Here is a 20,159-nt window from a genome sequence, read left to right as displayed (position 1 = left end):
TAGCACAAAGCCAGCGACACAGTGTGCAGCTGGCTCTGAGTGTTCATAGCAAAAGTTGAAGGCGTTACATTAGCTTTCCATGTAACCCACAGGCATGTCAATTTGCGCCACACCCGAATCAATAGCTGCTTGTGCTACCGCTTTGGCAACACGTGGAAGCAAGCGTGGATCCATTGGCTTTGGAATAATGTAGTTAACACCAAACTCAAGCTCATCGACACCTGCCGCTTTCATGACTTCAGCTGGTACTGGCTCTTTCGTTAATTCACGAATCGCTTTTACCGCTGCTAGCTTCATTTCATCATTAATTTTGCTCGCACGTACATCTAATGCACCACGGAAAATGAATGGAAAACAAATAACGTTGTTTACCTGGTTAGGGTAATCAGAACGACCAGTTCCCATAATCAGATCATCACGAACGGCATGTGCCAGCTCTGGTTTAATTTCAGGATCAGGATTTGAACATGCAAACACAACAGGTTTATCAGCCATTAGCTTAAGCGCTTCTGGAGCCAATAAGTTTGGACCTGAAACGCCAACAAAAATATCAGCCCCTTCAATAACATCTTCCAGCGTACGCTTGTCGGTGTTGTTAGCAAATAGCTGCTTATATTCGTTGATGTCATCACGACGAGTGTGAATAACACCTTTACGGTCAAGCATATAGATTTTCTCGCGCTGAGCGCCAGACTTAATCAACAGTTCCATACACGCGACAGCAGCCGCACCAGCACCTAAACATACAATAACAGATTCGCTGATTTCTTTGCCTTGAATTTCAAGGGCATTCAACATACCTGCAGCCGTTACGATCGCTGTACCGTGCTGATCATCGTGGAATACAGGAATAGAACAACGCTCAATCAGACGTTTTTCAATTTCAAAACAGTCTGGTGCTTTAATGTCTTCAAGGTTAATACCACCAAAGGTATCCGCAATGTTTGCCACTGTATCAACAAACTCATCAATGGTGCGGTGCTTCACTTCTATGTCGATAGAGTCTAAACCAGCAAAGCGCTTAAACAATAAAGATTTACCTTCCATTACAGGCTTCGATGCCAATGGACCAAGATTACCTAAACCTAAGATAGCTGTACCGTTGGTAATAACCGCAACCATGTTACCTTTGCCAGTATATTTATAAACATTTTCAGCATTTTGTGCGATTTCTCGTACGGGTTCAGCAACACCAGGGCTGTATGCTAAAGCAAGATCTTGAACAGTATCTGCTGGCTTTGTTAGCGCAATGGCCGTTTTTCCTGGTACAGGGTAAGCGTGGTAATTAAGAGCTTGTTGGCGAAAATCTTCCGACATAATGTTCTGGTCCTAGGTAACAGGCGATCTCGATCCTGAATGAAAATGATGTTCAGTTCGGTATTGGGAGATGGATCATATTATATAGCACTACAAAATCCTAGCGCAGCACAACTGGTCAAGCCAATTGAATCTTTATATATGATAACTCAATCAGATAAGTGGGTATAAATTGTGCTACAAAAAGTAAACTAGGCGAATAAGAAGTGTAAGCCATCACGCAAAGTAGTGCCTTGCACAGCTTTAGCTTAATAAAGAAATATGGGGAATACCAAATAACAGGTAAAAAAAAGGGATGCATAAGCATCCCCTTTCATCGGAATTCAATGGGCAATTACTTGCTACCAAGAGCACCGAAACGTTTGTTGAACTTATCAACACGACCACCAGAGCTAACTTGACGTTGCTTACCAGTGTAGAATGGGTGACATTTGTCACACACATCAAGGTTTACATCTTTAGTCATAGTAGACTGAAAAATGAATGTGTTGCCGCAAGAACAACGAGCGTTCACTGCACTGTAATCTGGGTGGATACCTTGTTTCATGGGAAAACCTCAAGTATAAGGCCGCGTCGCTCTCCCGATCCAAAGCCGGGCACCACACGTCGTTAAAAATAGTATGCCGCATAAACGACAAATTAGGGCGCGTATGATAATCAATCATTACGCTCAGATCAACAGACACGCTACTATTTTCACCGTTTATCGACTAAGTATAACTAAGTGCGCTATCAATAACGACTACATGACTAATCAATTTGGGATAAACTGTCGTGCGTTGTACACTTCAAACTCAATCAGTAAACCATCTGTGACGCTTAACAGCATAGTGCTTTAATATAATCACAGCTTCATCTTCGGTTAGTTATGACATCCAATATTGCCAGAGTGGCGCTTCCTGTTCCATTGGACAAAACATTTGATTACCTAATAAAAACAGGCTCTTCCCCTGTGGTAGGAGGTCGAGTAAAGGTGCCATTCGGACGCCAACAACTGGTCGGTATTGTTATTGAAATCACTGATAAATCTGATTTCCCAATCGCACAGCTAAAACCCATCTATACCGTCATTGATCAAGCGCCATTATGGACTTCACCATTATTTAGCTTGTTATCTTGGGCTAGTAATTATTACCAATACCCATTAGGCGATACATTAGCTAACTCAATGCCGGGATTGCTGCGTAAAGGACGAGAAGCATCTGCAGGCACGCTCAAATACTGGGCGCTAACAGAAGCTGGGCGCGATCAGCCAATCACCGCACTTAAACGGGCGCCTCGCCAAGTACAAGTGTTGAATATATTAAGAAATGGTAATTGTCGCCATGAAGCTCTGCTTGCTGAAGAAATCAGCTCAGCCACGTTAAAAACACTGGTCGATAAAGGCTGGATAACCGAATTACAAGAAAAGCCCCGCCTGGTCGATTGGCACAAGCATTTTGCGGTCACTGAAGAAAAGCCTCGCTTGAATGAAGAACAAGCCTTAACCATTGCGACAATTAATGCCAACCCTGAATTTGGCTGTTACTTATTAGAAGGGGTTACAGGTTCAGGTAAAACCGAAGTATATCTGAACGCTTTAGAGCCAATATTAGCGGCTGGCAAACAAGCATTAATACTCGTGCCTGAAATCGGTTTAACCCCACAAACCATTAACCGTTTTCGTCGTCGCTTCAATGTGCCACTGGAAACCGTGCATTCTGGTCTCAATGATACAGAGCGTCTATCTTCATGGTTAGCTGGTCGAGATAACCAAGCAGGGATCATTATTGGTACGCGCTCTGCTTTGTTTACGCCTTTCCATAATCTGGGCATCATCATTGTCGATGAAGAGCATGATGCGTCGTATAAGCAACAAGATAGTTTACGTTACCATGCCCGTGATCTCGCCGTTATGCGAGCAAACAAAGAAAACATTCCAATTGTTTTAGGGTCAGCAACCCCTGCGCTAGAAAGTTTACACAATGCTAAAACAGGTAAATATCATCACCTTCATCTTACTCGCCGAGCTGGTAATGCCCAATCTGCTCGTCATGGGGTTCTAGATGTAAAAGGCTTATACCTTGATGCAGGGTTATCCGCCCCATTAATTGCCCAAATGCGTAAACATTTAACGGCTGGCAACCAAGTCATTTTATTCTTAAACCGTCGGGGCTTTTCCCCTGCCATGATTTGTCATGAATGTGGCTGGCTAGCAGAATGTGACCGTTGTGATGCGTATTACACCCTGCACCAACAATCTGGAGAGCTGCGTTGTCACCATTGCGGAACTCAACGACCTATCATGCACCAATGTAATAGTTGTGGCTCAACTCAACTCAATGCTGTCGGAGTGGGAACAGAGCAATTAGAGCAGCAATTAGCGACTTTATTTCCTGAATACAAAACAGTACGTATTGATCGCGATAGCACTCGTCGAAAAGGGTCGCTAGAAGATTACCTAGAAGCCATAAAGAACAATGAGTATCAAATTTTAATTGGTACTCAAATGCTGGCAAAAGGTCACCATTTTCCAAATGTTACCTTGGTCTCACTCATTGATGTCGACAGTGCGTTATTCAGTAATGATTTTAGGGCATCAGAGCGTCTTGCTCAGTTGTTTATTCAAGTGGCTGGTCGCGCCGGTCGTGCCAGTAAACCAGGAGAGGTATTGCTGCAAACTCATCACCCTGAACATGCTTTATTACAAGCATTGTTACACAAAGGTTATGATAACTTCGCCGATAACGCACTAATAGAACGAAAAGAAGCCTTATTACCACCTTACACACATTTGGCATTATTTCGTTCAGAAGCCAACAATAGCGACCACGTTTGCCAACTTTTACAGCAAATACGGGGCATATTTGAATCTAGCCCTTTGTTTAACCAAGACACCTTTATCATGGGTCCCAACCCTGCCCCCTTGGCTCGCCGTGCAGGGCGATACCGATGGCAACTGCTTCTTCAGGCTCCGGATCGTAAAACCTTACAGCGTATGCTAGCAATTGCTAAACCCGCAATTCAACTACTGCCCTTAGCGAAAAAAGTACGTTGGTCGATCGATGTTGAACCTCAAGATTTAACTTAAAATGAACAATGCGATGTAAGTCACATGTTGAATGTAATTTATGCTCATAAAGCCATGTTTAATCAACAACAGAGCGCATACAATAAGATGCTTGCTGGTCACGGTGCCTGCTCATTTTGGCCAAGGTCCTCCAGCATATTAAGAGAGAAATAATAGAGAGGAACTGCAAATATGGCGACAATGAAGGACGTTGCCCAGCTAGCTGGTGTATCTACGGCCACGGTTTCCCGTGCGTTAATGAACCCAGAAAAGGTCTCGGCATCGACCCGTAAAAAAGTCGAACAAGCCGTTATGGAAGCTGGTTATTCCCCCAATTCACTGGCCAGAAACCTGCGCCGCAATGAATCAAAAACCATCGTTACTATCGTACCCGACATCTGTGACCCCTACTTCACCGAGATTATCCGTGGTATCGAAGAAGCTGCGATGGAACACGGTTACTTAGTCTTGCTCGGTGATAGCGGACAACAGAAAACTCGCGAGAATTCATTTGTTAATTTAGTTTTCACCAAGCAAGCTGACGGCATGCTGCTGCTGGGCGCTGATTTACCGTTTGATGTCAGCAAGCCCGAACAGAAAAACCTACCTCCATTAGTAATGGCATGTGAATATGCGCCAGAACTTGAGCTGCCAACTGTTCATATCGATAACTTAACTGCCGCCTATGAAGCCGTAAACTATTTAACTCAGATGGGTCATAAGCGTATTGCGCAAATTTCTGGTCCTGATCAAGCAGCGCTATGTCAATTTCGCGCACAAGGTTATCAGCAAGCACTTCGTCGTGGTGGTATAGAGTTGAACCCTGCTTACACTGTTAAAGGTGATTTCTCGTTTGCAGCAGGTGCACGGGCTGTTACAGCCCTACTTTCATTACCTGAGCCACCAACAGCACTATTCTGTCACAGTGATGTGATGGCCATTGGGGCAATGCAACAAGCCAAACGTCTTGGTTTACGCGTACCGCAAGATCTGTCCATTGTAGGCTTTGATGATATTCAATTTGCAGAATATTGCGATCCCCCGTTAACCACCGTTTCTCAGCCGCGTTATGAAATTGGTCGCCAAGCAATGTTGATGCTACTTGAACTATTAAAAGGCAAAGATATTCGTGCTGGCTCGCGTTTACTTGATGCAAAGTTGGTCATTCGCGAAAGTGCCGCGCCACCATCAATGTAATCACACGCAGAAATAAGTGAGCTTATTACTTTTTTGGGCATAAGCTCACACTTTCCCATCGTATTAAAACGATTATTCCTCAAGTGATTGATTCAAACACTAGTCAGGTACGGCGCAAGTTTGTACCATAGCCTAATTGTGATTCTTGTAATGTTTTATCATTGTGGCCACTAAAGATTATGTGAAACGCGGACGCTCGCCAAAAAAGCCAGCCCGCCAAAACCGAAAAGCCCCAGCTTCCACTGGATTCCCTGTAAAATGGGGACTTATTGCACTGACATTAGTCGGTGCGCTTGGCTATGGGTTGTATTTCTTATCCAGCTCTCCTGCACCTGCTACTCAGCCTGTTCCAAAAGCTGAAGCAGTGAAACCTCAGCCAATATCGACACCAGAAAAAAACACGACGAAAAAAACAACTCAACCCGTGGTGAAAACCCCAAATAAAGCCAAAGAAACCAGCACACTTCCACCGAAGCCTGAAGAAAAGTGGCGTTACATCGAAGAGTTGAAAAACAAAGAAATACAAATTGAAGCCAAAAAAGCCGATGACAAGCCAACCAAACCTTATCTGATGCAATGTGGGGCATACCGTAGCCAAGATCAGGCTGAACAGCGTAAAGCGATGATCGCTTTTCAGGGGTTAAATAGCCAAGTTAAAGCATCGGCCGGTGAAAAAGGCACATGGTATCGAGTCATCATTGGGCCTTACCCCAAAAAGCGCCAAGCTGAAAACGACCGAAACATGCTAAAACGGGCAGGTATTGCACCTTGCGCGATTTGGTTCTGGGAATAACACTTCCAGTAACTACCTCTAAATAGATTTGAAAAAGGATGCCGAGGCATCCTTTTTTTGTTACCTCGCCATACCTTGAAAAACAAATACACCACCCCCAGATATACTAATAACATCGTTCTCGGCATTAAGCCGAAGAGAATCAAAGGGGTTCAACCGTGACAACAATCGTATCTGTACGTCGAAACGGTAAAGTCGTAATTGCTGGTGATGGTCAAGTCTCTCTTGGCAACACAGTAATGAAAGGCAACGCTCGTAAAGTACGTCGTTTATATAACAACAAAGTACTGGCGGGTTTTGCAGGCGGCACCGCTGATGCCTTCACTCTATTCGAACGTTTTGAGCGGAAGCTTGAGATGCATCAAGGTCACTTGCTGAAATCAGCAGTCGAACTTGCTAAAGACTGGCGCACCGATCGTGCGCTACGTAAATTGGAAGCTATTTTAGCTGTAGCGGATGAAACTGGCTCATTAATTATCACTGGTAACGGTGATGTGGTTCAGCCTGAAAATGATTTAATTGCGATTGGTTCTGGCGGTAATTTTGCTCAAGCAGCAGCAACCGCGTTATTAGAAAATACCGATTTAGGTGCGCGTGAAATTGCTGAAAAGTCACTGAATATCGCTGGCGATATCTGTGTATTCACCAATCATAATCACACCATTGAAGAGCTAGAAACTAAGTAAGGAAGTTGCAATGTCTGAGATGACCCCACGCGAAATCGTCCATGAGCTTGATCGTCATATTATCGGTCAAGATAAAGCTAAACGTGCTGTTGCGATTGCATTACGTAACCGCTGGCGTCGCATGCAACTTCCAGAAGAGCTGCGTGTTGAAGTAACACCTAAGAATATTCTGATGATTGGTCCTACGGGTGTCGGTAAAACCGAAATCGCTCGTCGTTTAGCAAAACTCGCTAACGCCCCCTTCATCAAAGTTGAAGCCACGAAATTTACCGAAGTCGGCTATGTCGGTAAAGAAGTGGAAACAATCATTCGCGACTTAACTGATGTTGCTGTAAAGATGACGCATCAACAAGCGATGAGCAAAGTACAATTTCGCGCAGAAGAATTAGCTGAAGACCGCATTCTTGATGTGCTGCTACCACCCGCACGTGATCAGTGGGGGCAGAATGAAGAAAACGATACTGACTCTTCAACGCGTCAGTCATTCCGTAAGAAATTACGTGAAGGCAAGCTTGATGATAAAGACATCGAGATGGATATTGCTGCGCCGCAAATGGGTGTAGAGATCATGGCTCCTCCAGGAATGGAAGACATGACAAACCAGCTTCAAGGAATGTTCCAAAACTTAGCTGGTAACACAAGCAAAAAACGTAAAATGAAAATCAAAGATGCCATTAAAGCAGCGACAGAAGAAGAAGCGGCTAAATTGGTTAATCAAGAAGAATTAAAAGAACAGGCAATTTTCTCGGTAGAGAACAATGGCATTGTTTTCCTTGATGAAATCGACAAGATTTGTAAACGCGGTGACTCTTCAGGCCCTGATGTTTCACGCGAAGGTGTTCAGCGCGACCTACTGCCATTAGTCGAAGGTAGCACAGTATCAACTAAACACGGCATGGTAAAAACGGATCACATCTTGTTTGTGGCTTCTGGCGCATTCCAAATGTCGAAACCATCAGATTTAATCCCTGAACTGCAAGGTCGTCTACCTATTCGAGTTGAACTTGAAGCACTAACGAGCCATGACTTTAAACGTATTCTGACCGAGCCTAACGCTTCTCTAACCGAACAGTACAAGGCATTGATGGCGACAGAGTCTGTCAATATCGACTTCTCTGAAGACGGTATTAATAAAATTGCTGATGCAGCATGGCAAGTTAACGAGCGTACCGAGAATATCGGTGCTCGTCGCTTACATACTGTTATGGAGCGTTTAATGGAAGAACTGTCTTTCGACGCCACTGATAGATCAGACGAATTGCTGGTCATTGATGAAGCTTATGTTAATGAGCGTCTCGGTGAACTGGTCGAAGATGAAGATCTAAGTCGCTTCATTCTGTAATAGAAAAGTAGCAGCAGGTGAAAGATAACCTACTGTAAAAGCATTAAACGGTGCCATATGGCGCCGTTTTTTTGTTTTTAAACAAACATTGATCGGATAAATTTGCCCCTCGCTATAATTGCGCCATAATACCCTTTCTACAGTTTTTTAAAGCACACTGATTATGAAATCATCTTCACTCGCAATTTGGCTCGATGCAGCAAGACCTAAAACCTTGCCATTGGCCATCGCATCAATTGTATGCGGCAGTGCAGTGGCAGGATGGCAAGGAAGTTTCTCTGCTTCAATTGCAGGGCTCGCTCTGCTAACCGCACTTTTACTCCAAATTTTATCTAACCTCGCCAATGATTATGGCGATGCGGTAAAAGGCACCGATAATGATGACCGTATTGGCCCACAACGTGCAATCCAATCAGGGTTAGTCACCAAAGGGTCAATGCAAAAAGCCATGGCATTGAATATTGTACTTACAGTTACCAGTGGTTTAACGCTCATTATTCTCGCCTGTAATAACCTAAAAGACATGTTTGGCTTCATGCTATTAGGTGTAATGGCGATTGCTGCTTCCATCGCTTACACCGTGGGTAATAAGCCCTATGGTTACCGTGGTTTGGGGGATATCTCAGTACTTACATTCTTTGGTTGGCTTGGCGTAGCAGGAACCTATTACCTGCAAGCCGGGCAAATTGACTCAATCATCATGTTACCGGCAACAGCCTGTGGTTTACTTGCTGTTGGGGTGTTAAATATTAACAACCTACGTGACATTGATAATGACCGTGCCTGTGGCAAGCTTACGCTAGCAGTACGCATGGGGCCTGATTGGGGGCGTAAATATCACCTATTTTTACTGACTGGCAGTATTGTTTGCCTTGCACTCTTTGCAGGGTTAGAACTTCGCTCACCGTTTGGTTGGTTATTTATTTTAAGTGCGCCTTTGTTATTTCAACATGGGAAACAGGTTTTTCAATCAACAGATGGAGCCGCGCTTCGTCCTATGATGGCAACCATGGTGAAGTGCGCACTTCTGACTAATTTGTTATTTGCCGCAGGCGTTATACTGGCTTAAAACGTTTAATCTCAGTTGCATCGGTTAACAAGCTGGTTATAATTTCAACAAGCGAATTACTTTCGAGCATAGGGCTTATCGATAGGCACCTGAAAGTATTGAAATGACAGCACCCGTTTCTTTTACTACGAGAAGAAGTTAGCGTATGGAATATAACACGTCCGAACTATGTGACATTTATCTGGATCAGGTTGATGTGATTGAGCCAATGTTCAATTCTTATGGTGGTCGCAGTTCCTTCGGTGGACAAATTACTACGGTAAAATGTTTCGAAGATAATGCGTTACTTCGAACGGTATTACAGCAGCCCGGTGTCGGTCGCGTATTGCTTGTTGATGGTGGCGGCTCACTACGTCGAGCGCTCATTGATGCTGACATTGCTCTGCTGGCAACAGAGAATGAATGGGAAGGTTTAATCGTTTACGGTAGTGTGCGCAATGTCGATGACTTAGATGAACTCGAGATTGGTATTCAAGCTATAGCGTCAATACCTGTAGGAGCGGATCAGCAAGGTGTAGGCGATATTGATATTGCCGTAAACTTTGGTGGCGTGACGTTTTTACCAGAAGATCATATTTACGCTGACAACACAGGGGTTATTCTGTCGCCAGAACCACTCGATATCGAATAATCGAATCGGTGTAATAACCCACAGTGCTAATAAAGAAACAGAGCCATCGGCTCTGTTTTTTTTATTCTACGTGATCCATCTTACCTAGCAGAGTGCGAACACGTTCTTGCCATGCTTGATGATCATTTTGCAATTTATCATTATCTTGTACTAGCACTTCACGGTTTGAGCGTAATTCACGAGCTTCAGCCGTTAGACTTTCGTTTGTTTCTTTTAATTCTTCAATTTCCATCTGAAGCAAAGAAATTGTATCAACAGCCATTTGTACCTTGGCTTCTAGCTTTTCCAACATTTCTAATGACATATTGTTCACCTGATATAAGCCCGTATCTCTCTTAAACCGTTAAGGGAGCACCACACGAGCATGGTTAAATTCGTTTATAAATCTATTCTAACGAGGCTGCCGCTCTCTGGCATCCACTATTCCACCAGTTGGTGGTAAATGGATAAATTTCACACAATATTGTTGAAATTTTTGCAAACAAAAAAGGCTGCCCCCTTATTTTTAAAGGTTTGGCACCACTTTAGCCTTTGCAGCCAATACATATTACAAGACAACTATTTTGCTCGCTACGCAATATAACTCGGTTATGAACTCAATGCCTATTTACGATCACCCAATAAGCCATGAGCAATATATAACAAATGCGCTTAGCCACTTTTTCATTCGGCTACTTTTTAGACTACCTAGCTGTAAAATCAACACACTAGGACACAAGTAACATACCTCCTGGACTCCAAACTCATCGGACCAAAACGAAAGCAGATTGTCATACAAAATGACTAACATCTTGGTATTAAAAGAAAAGAACGTTAAATGAATGTAAAATGCTTAAAAGTGCGATCTAACTCTATTTTCATGCAGCATTCACATGCTAATTTTTATCTTGATCGTATCTCTCTTGGAATTATCCAAGAATTCGCCGCTTTGGCACACCCGACCCCACTTAAGGTCGGGTTTTTCATTTATATCAGCAAGTTACGTTATGAGCATTATTTTCCAATCTGAAACTGAAATCATATAAACCTAAAATGTGCGTTCAATCATAAAAAAGCAAACGCTTGCTTTTATGAGCGAAGTTATACAAATTTTATGCTCGAACGCACATTTTTAACTCAAGAGTATGTTAATAATATTCGAGTAATGTAAATTGACGCTCGAATAAAAAATATAAAAGTACCTCTACGACGACATACCCATTATCAACAAAAGGACTGAATGATGACTAACTCGAAACAACACACGCTACTTGGCGAGTGTATCGCTGAGTTTATAGGAACCGGATTACTGATTTTTTTTGGTGTGGGCTGTGTAGCTGCACTCGTACTGACTGGCGCTGAATTTGGTCAGTGGGAAATAAGTATCATGTGGGGCTTAGGTGTAGCAATTGCGATTTATTGTACCGCTGGTGTCTCTGGCGCGCACATAAACCCAGCCGTGACAATCGCCTTAGCCTTGTTCCATGGGTTTGATAAACGCAAAGTTGCCCCTTATATTGTCGCGCAAATGCTCGGTGCATTTTGTTCAGCGGCATTAATTTACGCCCTATACGCTAACCTATTCACTGACTTTGAAGCTGCTCAACAAATTGTACGAGGCTCTGAAGCTAGCCTTGCGACTGCCGGTATCTTCTCTACCTACCCTCACCCTGCACTTTCTTTTGGTGGTGCCTTTGCAGTCGAGTTTGTAATTACAGCAGTGCTAATGTTTGCAATTCTAGCGATTGGCGATGAAAAGAATGGGGCACCACGTGGTGCTATGGGTCCACTTCTAATCGGTATTTTAATTGCGGTTATTGGTGGTTCTTTAGGTCCACTAACAGGTTTCGCAATGAACCCTGCACGTGATTTCGGTCCTAAATTCTTTGCCTTTTTAGCTGGATGGGGCGACATGGCTCTGACTGGTGGTAAAGATATTCCTTACATGATTGTGCCACTTTTAGCGCCTATCTGTGGAGCTGCATTTGGCGGATGGCTATACCCTAAAGCTATCGAACTTTACCTACCTGGCAACAAATGTACGATTCCAAACCAGTGCGAAGGTACTGACGAGCAAGATACGGCAAAAGCTTAATTACTTCTCTACCCTATAATTAGAACTAAAGGACATTCATCATGACTACTGAGCAAAAATATATTGTTGCACTTGATCAAGGTACAACCAGTTCTCGTGCCGTCATACTGGATCACGATGCGAATATCATTTGTTCGTCACAACGCGAGTTTACTCAAATTTACCCGAAAGCGGGCTGGGTAGAGCATGATCCACTAGAGATTTACGCAACTCAAAGTTCAACCCTAGTAGAAGTATTGGCTAAAGCAGGTATCCGCTCTGATGAAATTGCGGGGATTGGTATTACCAACCAACGTGAAACTACCATTGTTTGGGACAAAAACACCGGTAAGCCCGTTTATAATGCGATTGTTTGGCAGTGTCGTCGTACCGCTAGCATTTGTGAAGAATTAAAAGCACAAGGCTTAGAAGAATACATCCGTGAAAATACTGGTCTTGTGGTTGACCCGTATTTCTCTGGTACCAAGGTCAAGTGGATTCTCGACAACGTAGAAGGTGCTCGTGAAGAAGCTGAAGCTGGCAACCTATTATTCGGTACTGTTGATACTTGGCTAATCTGGAAGATGACGCAAGGACGTACATTCGTTACTGATTACACTAACGCATCACGTACCATGCTGTTTAATATCAACACACTTCAGTGGGACGAGAAGTTACTTAAAGCACTGGATATTCCACTATCTATGATGCCAGAAGTAAAAGCTTCATCAGAAGTTTACGGCAAAACAAACATTGGTGGTAAAGGCGGCACACGTATCCCTATTTGTGGTATTGCTGGTGATCAGCAGGCTGCACTCTTCGGTCAGATGTGTGTGGAAGCAGGTCAAGCTAAGAACACCTATGGTACAGGCTGTTTCTTACTGATGAACACAGGTAAAGAAAAAGTCACTTCTCAAAATGGCCTTTTAACCACGCTAGCTTGTGGTCCTAAAGGCGAAGTTGCTTATGCATTGGAAGGGGCTGTATTCATGGGTGGTGCATCTATTCAGTGGCTTCGTGATGAAGTGAAATTACTGGGCGATGCAAAAGATTCAGAATACTTTGCAGAGAAAGTGGGCAGCTCAAATGGCGTCTACGTTGTACCTGCATTTACAGGTCTTGGTGCCCCATATTGGGACCCGTATGCACGTGGTGCAATCGTCGGTTTAACACGTGGTGTTAATTCTAACCACATCATCCGTGCAACGCTTGAAAGTGTGGCTTACCAAACTCGTGATGTTCTCGATGCGATGCAAGCGGATTCTGGTATCAAGTTAGCGACATTACGTGTTGATGGCGGTGCAGTAGCCAATAACTTCTTAATGCAATTCCAGTCGGATGTCTTGGATACGCAGGTATTCCGCCCTGTAGTAACAGAAGTAACAGCATTGGGTGCAGCTTACCTTGCAGGCTTAGCTGTCGGGTTCTGGGATAGCATTGATGAACTTCAAGATAAAGCGAAGCTTGATCGTCAATTCATCCCTTGCGCGAATGATAAGAAACGTGACCGTCGCTACCGCGGCTGGCAGCGTGCCGTAGAGTGCGCGAAGGGCTGGGCTATCGATGAGGAAGACGAAGACGAATAATCACACTGATTAATCTTTAAAATTTTCGTAAATAAAGGTCCGCAAATTGCGGACCTTTTTATTGCCTGCTTGTTAACATTCTCATTTTATGATTTACATCAATATTCTTTAATCTTGCCTTTTGGGCTAAAAATACGATGTTCTTGCTGATTTTGAATAAACGCAAACGTTTCACTGCGAGCTATGATAAAATCCGCGCCAGTTAAACACCCATACATTAACTCACTGATTTCTATTCCTGGAGTAACCATGAAACGCGATTTAGCAATGGCATTTTCTCGTGTAACTGAAGGCGCAGCACTTGCTGGCTACAAATGGCTTGGCCGTGGTGATAAAATTGCTGCCGATAATGCCGCTGTAGAGGTAATGCGTACCCTTCTTAATCAAACTGAAATTGAAGGTGAAATTGTTATTGGTGAAGGTGAGATCGATGAAGCACCGATGCTTTTCATCGGTGAAAAAGTCGGTCTAGGTGGCGATGCCGTTGATATTGCCGTTGACCCAATCGAAGGAACGCGTATGACAGCAATGGGACAAAACAATGCCCTTGCTGTTCTGGCTGCTGGTGAAAAAGGCTCGTTCCTGAAAGCCCCAGATATGTACATGGAAAAATTGGTTGTTGGTCCTGAAGCTAAAGGGTGTATCAACCTTGACCTTCCCCTCGTAACAAACCTTGAAAACATCGCAAAAGCACTCGGTAAAACCTTAGATAGCCTAGTGGTTACTACCTTGGCAAAACCACGCCATGATGGTGTTATTGCAGAGATGCAATCTATGGGTGTACGTGTATTTGCATTCCCTGACGGCGATGTAGCGGCATCTATCTTAACCTGTATGCCAGACAGTGAAGTCGACGTAATGTATTGTATCGGTGGCGCACCAGAAGGCGTAGTCTCTGCTGCTGCAATTCGTGCCCTTGGCGGTGATATGCACGCTCGTCTTCTACCTCGCCATGAAGTAAAAGAAGATAACGAAGATAACCGTCGCCTAGGTCAAACCGAAATTGATCGCTGTAAAGAAATGGGTATCGAAACTAACGTGTTATTACGCATGGAAGACATGGCGAAAAGCGACAACGTTATTTTTGCTGGTACAGGGATCACAAAAGGTGACCTACTTGAAGGCATTACCCGTAAAGGTAATATCGCGACCACTGAAACACTATTGATTCGTGGTAAGTGCCGCACCATTCGTCGTATTAAGTCAACGCACTACCTTGATCGTAAAGACGATTCAATCAAAAACCATATCATTTAAATTCGAGCTCGGTTTAATAGATTCCAAGAAAAAGACGTACTTCTGTACGTCTTTTTTATCCCACTAAACACGCCAGCCCCTTTAATACTTCCATAAGATATTTATATCTATCAGCAATTAATGCCGAACTGCTCTATTCTTATTATGTAAAGTCGTTGCTTTATATACTTGGCTAGTTACATAATAGTCATGACTAAGGAAGAAGCAGGCAGTTATGAAAACCATCAATAAAATTCTTTACCACATGAAGCGTGAAGGCCCCGTGACAGCAAAAGTATTGTCACAAGAATTTAGCCTCACCACCATGGGAGTACGTCAACACCTGCAGGGTCTTGAAGATGAAGGGTTGGTGAATTTTCATGATGTGAAAGTCAAGGTAGGTAGGCCAACTAGACATTGGAGTTTAACGCCTCGAGGGCATAGCCGCTTTGCCGATCGTCATGGCGATCTCATTATTCAAATGCTTGATTCTGTCGAAGACATTTTTGGCAGTGGTGGTTTAAATCAAATCATCGAACGACGAGAGAATCAAACCTTTGAACAATACCAACACGCAATGGCAAATAGCTCAACTTTAAAAGAAAAATTGGAAATACTGACTACACTGAGGGAACAAGAAGGCTACATGGCTGAGCTACAGCAAGATGGTGATGAATTCATATTATTAGAAAATCACTGTCCAATTTGTCACGCTGCAAAACGTTGTCCTTCATTATGTAAGTCTGAACTTTCTGTATTCAGACGTCTATTAGGGGACAATTGCTCCATAGAAAGACACGAACACATTATTGCCGGAGAGAGGCGTTGCGCTTATCGAATACATAATTCTGAATAAAGAATTGGGAGAAAATTATGGCTGACTGGATTCCTGCGGAAGTTGTTACTAATCGTCACTGGAACAATGACCTTTTTAGTTTAACTTTACGCGCTAATATTGAACCATTTAAAGCTGGGCAATTTACCAAACTCGGTTTGGAAATTGATGGCAAAATGATCCAGCGAGCCTACTCCTTCGTTAACCCTCCGAGTGAAACCCTTGTTGAAGTATATGCCACACGCGTGGCTGATGGCTTGCTTTCGCCTCGCCTTCACGCTCTACAAGCAGGCGATACGGTATTTGTATCTGCCCGCGCCAATGGCTATTTCACACTAAATGAAGTGCCCGAGAGTGAGCATTTGTGGATGCTTGCCACAGGTACGGCGATTGGCCCTTATCTTTCTATCTTATTAAATTCAGATACCAGTGCGAACAGCGTTTGGAAACGCTACCGTAAAGTCGTGCTAATCCATGCAGTGCGCTTTGCGTCTGATCTTAGTTATCAAGCTGAAATAAATACGCTAAAAGAAAGGTACCCCGATCAGTTCATCGTCCAACCTTTTGTCAGCCGAGAACCCGCAATGCTCAGTTTGCCGGGGCGCATACCTCAAGCGATTGCAGATGGAATGTTAGAACGCCATGTCGGCTTACCTCTTAACCCAGCAACGAGCCAAATCATGTTGTGTGGCAATCCTGAAATGGTCAAAGATACGAAAGCGGCCCTTGAAGCCAAAGGATTTGAGAAAAATCTACGTCGTAAACCAGGGCAAATCACCATGGAACACTATTGGTAATATTACTAGTAATAACGACTAGATGATAAATCGTTCTTATCTCGCCACTGTCTCACCCTGTGTCTCAAAAACAAGTCAGTCTAGAGTTTACTAGACTGACTACGCTTATCTAAATCACTTCACTCTTTTTATGGCCCAGCAGATTAAAGCGAGGTCATAAAAAGATGACACGGATAGAGGGCGTTGCAATGCAAACATTACCATCTTTTGACGAGTTAAAAGCCATGGCAGAGAACGCACCACATGAACTTGAGGCCTTGCGAAACAGCATGAGTGAAGAGATTATCGAACAATCTAGCCAAGCTATGCAGCCTCGCTTACGTGCGCAAATGAACCATATTAACCACGTTATCGCACGTGGTAAAAACCCGAACCACATCAATATTCTTTTAATGGCAGAGTTACAACAACAACTAAAGCGCTTTGCCCTAGCGTTAAATGACCCACAAGCTTTAACTGAACATACAGCAGAAGTAAAAGCGTTTACACGCCCAGTCTATCAAGCTGAAAGTTAGAAACTAACCTTTAGAAAACTATCGACATCCATATCGCGCACATCGACTGTTAAACTATTAATTTCGCTAGCATGTGACTCTAATACACTTAATAGGCTTCGCGATAATTCACGTTTTTTCTCAGGTGTTCGCCCTGACAGTAAACTCAGATTGAGATGAATAAACGTTTTACGATCACCATCTTCGCCAACAAACCAATTATGGCAAGGGTAAGAACGGGATTTAACCGACTCTGGTTCAAACAAACCACTCTCTAATAAAGCTTGATGGAGATCTTCCAGTAAGTCTCTAATATTCACACGCTCTGCTACTGGGTCAGAATACTCCATTACCAAATTAGGCATAACGACTCCTCCATGATATGACCTTTAGTTTTCAGCTCATAATTTACCCGATCTCATTGCAAGAGGCTAAACTATTGGCTGAAAATTCAACCTAAGATCACTCTCTTTTTAAGTCGCAATCGATTAGGCACATACAAATGTTAATTTCACCAATTCACTAACAATTACGAACCGATCACAAATCGATTTGGATTTATTCGGAAATAATTCCGTTTTAGAGTTCACTTTTCTTCCTGAAAAAGGTACAACGAGCTCATTAATGATTTTAGACAGTAAAAATATCACCTTATACTGTTATATTTTTACTCAATTACTTTAGTTAATTTACATAAATGATTTGGAGAAAAACTATGCGTCATCCTGTAGTTATGGGTAACTGGAAACTAAACGGCAGCAAAGAAATGGTTGTTAATCTACTAAACGGTCTTAACGCTGAACTTGAAGGCGTAACAGGCGTTGACGTAGCAGTTGCTCCACCAGCACTTTTCATCGATCTTGCTGAGCATACGCTTACTGAAGCAGGCAGCGCGATTATCCTAGGTGCTCAAAACTCTGACCTAAACAACAGCGGTGCATTCACTGGCGATATGTCTCCAGCAATGCTTAAAGAGTTCGGCGCATCTCACATCATCATCGGTCACTCTGAGCGTCGTGAATACCACAACGAATCAGACGAATTTGTTGCTAAGAAATTCGCTTTCCTAAAAGAAAACGGCCTAACACCTGTTCTTTGCATCGGTGAGTCTGACGCACAAAACGAAGCTGGCGAAACAATGGCTGTTTGTGCACGTCAACTTGACGCTGTTATCAACACTCAAGGCGTTGAAGCTCTTGAAGGCGCTATCATCGCTTACGAACCAATCTGGGCTATCGGTACTGGTAAAGCAGCTACAGCTGAAGATGCACAACGCATCCATGCTCAAATCCGTGCTCACATTGCAGAGAAATCTGAAGAAGTTGCTAAGAACGTTGTTATTCAATACGGCGGTTCTGTTAAGCCAGAAAACGCAGCAGCATACTTTGCACAACCAGACATCGATGGTGCTCTAGTTGGCGGCGCAGCTCTTGACGCGAAAAGCTTTGCCGCTATCGCTAAAGCAGCAGCTGAAGCAAAAGCGTAATTTCTATTTTTAGAATAACGTGAGAAAAGGTCAACTTCGGTTGGCCTTTTTTGTTTTTGAACCAGTGCTAATTCTCAACTCTCCAGCCATACCACTCAGCGCTTAAGGTTAAAGCCCTAAATAACAGATATAAAAAAACCGACACTATGGTCGGCTTTTATTACAACAACGTCGTTATTGCCTAAAACAATACATGCCTGTTTAGAACAGTTTGTCTGCTAGCTCGTAAAGATCTTTACGAACAGGGCGCTTCATGTTCTCGATTGCGTCAATGATATCGTGATGAACCATCTTCTCATTCTGAACACCAACACAACGACCACCTTCACCTTGGATAAGCAGCTCAACCGCATAAGCACCCATACGTGATGCAAGAATACGGTCAAATGCCGTCGGCTGACCACCACGTTGAATATGACCTAGCACAGTCGCGCGTGTTTCACGGCCAGTTTCATCTTCGATGTATTTTGCCAGTTCGTTAGCATCTGTCATCAGCTCAGTAAGCGCGACAATCGCGTGCTTCTTGCCTTTGTAGATACCTTCTTTAATCTTCGCGATCAGCTCTTCTTTATGAAGGCCAGTTTCAGGCGTAATGATGTACTCACAGCCACCCGCAATTGCTGACATCAAAGTAAGATCACCACAATGGCGGCCCATAACTTCAACGATAGAAATACGCTGATGAGAAGAAGACGTATCACGAAGACGGTCAATCGCATCAATAACGGTGTTTAAAGCAGTAAGGTAACCAATCGTGTAATCAGTACCTGCTACATCGTTATCAATTGTGCCTGGAATACCGATACATGGATAGCCCATCTCAGTTAGCTTCTTGGCACCCATGTATGAGCCATCACCACCGATAACAACAAGTGCATCGATACCGTGCATCTTCAGGTTTTGAATAGCCTGAGCACGAACTTTTTCGTCTTTGAACTCAGGGAAACGTGCTGAACCAAGGAACGTACCGCCCTTGTTAATCACGTCTGATACACTTGTGCGGCTTAGTTTTTCGATACGGTTTTGATGAAGACCTTGGTAGCCGTCATATATTCCGTAAACTTCTAGACCGTCTGATAACGCAGCACGTACAACACCGCGAACCGCTGCATTCATACCAGGTGCGTCACCACCACTGGTCAAAACACCAATCTTCTTAATCATGGTTACCCTCTGACTTTGGGAATTGAAAATTCAAATCCGGAACGAGTTACCGAGGTTCCCCCTCTCGGCACCATAAACGGAACTGTCCGATTTATGCTCGTATAAACTGTAACTTTCCTACTTATGTAGGAGTATTACAATTTTGATAAAATTTTTTGTTGATTCATATCACGATCACTTCTGACTCATGCGCTCAAGTATCGTTAATCACGGTATAAATCTGATCGGTATCATTCAGAGCAATAATAAGCCCTAGCTCATAGCGTGAGCGAAAATAACAATACAATCTAAGTATATGTTCTGATGTTCAAGTTACCCACTACAGATCATTGCTAACCAATGCATGTAGATATCGGCTATACGTTACGCGCATATCAAAAGATTCAAACTTTTTGGAACGGTATCATAAAATCAATATTGGTTA

19 protein-coding genes are annotated in these 20,159 nt (G+C 43.3%); 14 read left to right on the top strand and 5 right to left on the bottom strand.

Annotation, left to right across the window (positions count from 1 at the left end):
- Nucleotides 1-69: 69 nt before the first annotated feature.
- The gene (locus C9J47_RS16965) at nt 70-1,317 is read right to left on the bottom strand and encodes a malic enzyme-like NAD(P)-binding protein (RefSeq protein WP_107254571.1); all 1,248 of its coding nucleotides are present in this window, start codon (nt 1,315-1,317) and stop codon (nt 70-72) included.
- Between the two features lie 334 nt (nt 1,318-1,651).
- Entirely contained in the window at nt 1,652-1,864 is a 213-nt protein-coding gene (gene rpmE, locus C9J47_RS16960) for a 50S ribosomal protein L31 (protein WP_006233879.1), read from the bottom strand.
- Nucleotides 1,865-2,185: 321 nt separating this feature from the next.
- Between rpmE and priA the strand changes: the two genes are divergently transcribed.
- The 7 genes from priA to rraA all read left to right on the top strand — a co-directional run bounded on the left by priA (nt 2,186) and on the right by rraA (nt 10,084).
- Complete coding sequence (gene priA, locus C9J47_RS16955) at nt 2,186-4,387, top strand: primosomal protein N' (RefSeq protein ID WP_107254570.1); 2,202 nt, start codon at nt 2,186-2,188, stop codon at nt 4,385-4,387.
- A gap of 171 nt (nt 4,388-4,558) precedes the next feature.
- Nucleotides 4,559-5,563 carry a DNA-binding transcriptional regulator CytR gene (cytR, locus tag C9J47_RS16950; protein WP_107254569.1) on the top strand — a complete coding sequence of 335 codons (1,005 nt, stop codon included), beginning with the start codon at nt 4,559-4,561 and terminating at the stop codon, nt 5,561-5,563.
- Between the two features lie 163 nt (nt 5,564-5,726).
- Entirely contained in the window at nt 5,727-6,356 is a 630-nt protein-coding gene (locus C9J47_RS16945) for an SPOR domain-containing protein (protein ID WP_107254568.1), read from the top strand.
- A 158-nt stretch (nt 6,357-6,514) separates the two neighbouring features.
- A complete protein-coding gene (gene hslV / locus C9J47_RS16940) occupies nt 6,515-7,042 on the top strand; it encodes an ATP-dependent protease subunit HslV (RefSeq protein WP_006233883.1) in 528 nt (175 codons plus the stop codon).
- A 10-nt stretch (nt 7,043-7,052) separates the two neighbouring features.
- Nucleotides 7,053-8,384 (top strand): ATP-dependent protease ATPase subunit HslU, encoded by a 1,332-nt coding sequence (gene hslU / locus C9J47_RS16935; RefSeq protein ID WP_006233884.1) that lies wholly within the window; start codon nt 7,053-7,055, stop codon nt 8,382-8,384.
- Nucleotides 8,385-8,547: 163 nt separating this feature from the next.
- Complete coding sequence (locus C9J47_RS16930) at nt 8,548-9,453, top strand: 1,4-dihydroxy-2-naphthoate polyprenyltransferase (protein WP_107254567.1); 906 nt, start codon at nt 8,548-8,550, stop codon at nt 9,451-9,453.
- 145 nt (nt 9,454-9,598) lie between these two features.
- Nucleotides 9,599-10,084 carry a ribonuclease E activity regulator RraA gene (rraA, locus tag C9J47_RS16925; protein WP_107254566.1) on the top strand — a complete coding sequence of 162 codons (486 nt, stop codon included), beginning with the start codon at nt 9,599-9,601 and terminating at the stop codon, nt 10,082-10,084.
- Nucleotides 10,085-10,145: 61 nt separating this feature from the next.
- On the opposite strand, the gene zapB is transcribed toward rraA, so the two are convergent.
- Nucleotides 10,146-10,388 (bottom strand): cell division protein ZapB, encoded by a 243-nt coding sequence (zapB, locus tag C9J47_RS16920; RefSeq protein WP_107254565.1) that lies wholly within the window; start codon nt 10,386-10,388, stop codon nt 10,146-10,148.
- 918 nt (nt 10,389-11,306) lie between these two features.
- Here zapB and C9J47_RS16910 point away from each other — a divergent pair.
- From C9J47_RS16910 to C9J47_RS16885, 6 genes are all read left to right on the top strand, one after another.
- Entirely contained in the window at nt 11,307-12,158 is an 852-nt protein-coding gene (locus tag C9J47_RS16910; protein ID WP_107254563.1) for an MIP/aquaporin family protein, read from the top strand.
- A gap of 41 nt (nt 12,159-12,199) precedes the next feature.
- Nucleotides 12,200-13,723 (top strand): glycerol kinase GlpK, encoded by a 1,524-nt coding sequence (gene glpK, locus C9J47_RS16905; protein WP_107254562.1) that lies wholly within the window; start codon nt 12,200-12,202, stop codon nt 13,721-13,723.
- A 249-nt stretch (nt 13,724-13,972) separates the two neighbouring features.
- A complete protein-coding gene (glpX, locus tag C9J47_RS16900) occupies nt 13,973-14,980 on the top strand; it encodes a class II fructose-bisphosphatase (protein WP_107254561.1) in 1,008 nt (335 codons plus the stop codon).
- Nucleotides 14,981-15,194: 214 nt separating this feature from the next.
- Nucleotides 15,195-15,815 carry a helix-turn-helix transcriptional regulator gene (locus tag C9J47_RS16895; protein WP_107254560.1) on the top strand — a complete coding sequence of 207 codons (621 nt, stop codon included), beginning with the start codon at nt 15,195-15,197 and terminating at the stop codon, nt 15,813-15,815.
- Between the two features lie 17 nt (nt 15,816-15,832).
- Entirely contained in the window at nt 15,833-16,591 is a 759-nt protein-coding gene (locus C9J47_RS16890) for a ferredoxin--NADP reductase (RefSeq protein ID WP_107254559.1), read from the top strand.
- A 188-nt stretch (nt 16,592-16,779) separates the two neighbouring features.
- The gene (locus C9J47_RS16885; protein WP_107254558.1) at nt 16,780-17,106 is read left to right on the top strand and encodes a DUF3135 domain-containing protein; all 327 of its coding nucleotides are present in this window, start codon (nt 16,780-16,782) and stop codon (nt 17,104-17,106) included.
- On the opposite strand, the gene C9J47_RS16880 is transcribed toward C9J47_RS16885, so the two are convergent.
- Nucleotides 17,103-17,450: a 5-carboxymethyl-2-hydroxymuconate Delta-isomerase gene (locus C9J47_RS16880; protein ID WP_107254557.1), complete on the bottom strand. Its 348-nt coding sequence runs from the start codon at nt 17,448-17,450 to the stop codon at nt 17,103-17,105. The genes C9J47_RS16885 and C9J47_RS16880 overlap by 4 nt on opposite strands.
- A gap of 350 nt (nt 17,451-17,800) precedes the next feature.
- Between C9J47_RS16880 and tpiA the strand changes: the two genes are divergently transcribed.
- Nucleotides 17,801-18,571: a triose-phosphate isomerase gene (gene tpiA / locus C9J47_RS16875; RefSeq protein WP_006233896.1), complete on the top strand. Its 771-nt coding sequence runs from the start codon at nt 17,801-17,803 to the stop codon at nt 18,569-18,571.
- A 201-nt stretch (nt 18,572-18,772) separates the two neighbouring features.
- On the opposite strand, the gene pfkA is transcribed toward tpiA, so the two are convergent.
- Nucleotides 18,773-19,735: a 6-phosphofructokinase gene (pfkA, locus tag C9J47_RS16870; protein ID WP_006233897.1), complete on the bottom strand. Its 963-nt coding sequence runs from the start codon at nt 19,733-19,735 to the stop codon at nt 18,773-18,775.
- Nucleotides 19,736-20,159: the final 424 nt, after the last annotated feature.

This window comes from Photobacterium indicum (assembly GCF_003026215.1).
GTDB classification, from domain to species: Bacteria; Pseudomonadota; Gammaproteobacteria; order Enterobacterales; family Vibrionaceae; genus Photobacterium; species Photobacterium indicum.
Note: the sequence above shows the minus strand (reverse complement) of the source record. Positions and strands in the feature narration are given on the sequence as shown.

Bases quoted from the DNA above. Each gene is read 5' to 3' on its own strand.
- C9J47_RS16965 (WP_107254571.1), bottom strand. From the start codon at position 1,317: ATGTCGGAAGATTTTCGCCAACAAGCTCTTAATTACCACGCTTACCCT.
- rpmE (WP_006233879.1), bottom strand. From the start codon at position 1,864: ATGAAACAAGGTATCCACCCAGATTACAGTGCAGTGAACGCTCGTTGT.
- priA (WP_107254570.1), top strand. From the start codon at position 2,186: ATGACATCCAATATTGCCAGAGTGGCGCTTCCTGTTCCATTGGACAAA.
- cytR (WP_107254569.1), top strand. From the start codon at position 4,559: ATGGCGACAATGAAGGACGTTGCCCAGCTAGCTGGTGTATCTACGGCC.
- hslU (WP_006233884.1), top strand. From the start codon at position 7,053: ATGTCTGAGATGACCCCACGCGAAATCGTCCATGAGCTTGATCGTCAT.
- C9J47_RS16930 (WP_107254567.1), top strand. From the start codon at position 8,548: ATGAAATCATCTTCACTCGCAATTTGGCTCGATGCAGCAAGACCTAAA.
- rraA (WP_107254566.1), top strand. From the start codon at position 9,599: ATGGAATATAACACGTCCGAACTATGTGACATTTATCTGGATCAGGTT.
- zapB (WP_107254565.1), bottom strand. From the start codon at position 10,388: ATGTCATTAGAAATGTTGGAAAAGCTAGAAGCCAAGGTACAAATGGCT.
- C9J47_RS16910 (WP_107254563.1), top strand. From the start codon at position 11,307: ATGACTAACTCGAAACAACACACGCTACTTGGCGAGTGTATCGCTGAG.
- glpK (WP_107254562.1), top strand. From the start codon at position 12,200: ATGACTACTGAGCAAAAATATATTGTTGCACTTGATCAAGGTACAACC.
- glpX (WP_107254561.1), top strand. From the start codon at position 13,973: ATGAAACGCGATTTAGCAATGGCATTTTCTCGTGTAACTGAAGGCGCA.
- C9J47_RS16895 (WP_107254560.1), top strand. From the start codon at position 15,195: ATGAAAACCATCAATAAAATTCTTTACCACATGAAGCGTGAAGGCCCC.
- C9J47_RS16890 (WP_107254559.1), top strand. From the start codon at position 15,833: ATGGCTGACTGGATTCCTGCGGAAGTTGTTACTAATCGTCACTGGAAC.
- C9J47_RS16885 (WP_107254558.1), top strand. From the start codon at position 16,780: ATGCAAACATTACCATCTTTTGACGAGTTAAAAGCCATGGCAGAGAAC.
- C9J47_RS16880 (WP_107254557.1), bottom strand. From the start codon at position 17,450: ATGCCTAATTTGGTAATGGAGTATTCTGACCCAGTAGCAGAGCGTGTG.
- tpiA (WP_006233896.1), top strand. From the start codon at position 17,801: ATGCGTCATCCTGTAGTTATGGGTAACTGGAAACTAAACGGCAGCAAA.
- pfkA (WP_006233897.1), bottom strand. From the start codon at position 19,735: ATGATTAAGAAGATTGGTGTTTTGACCAGTGGTGGTGACGCACCTGGT.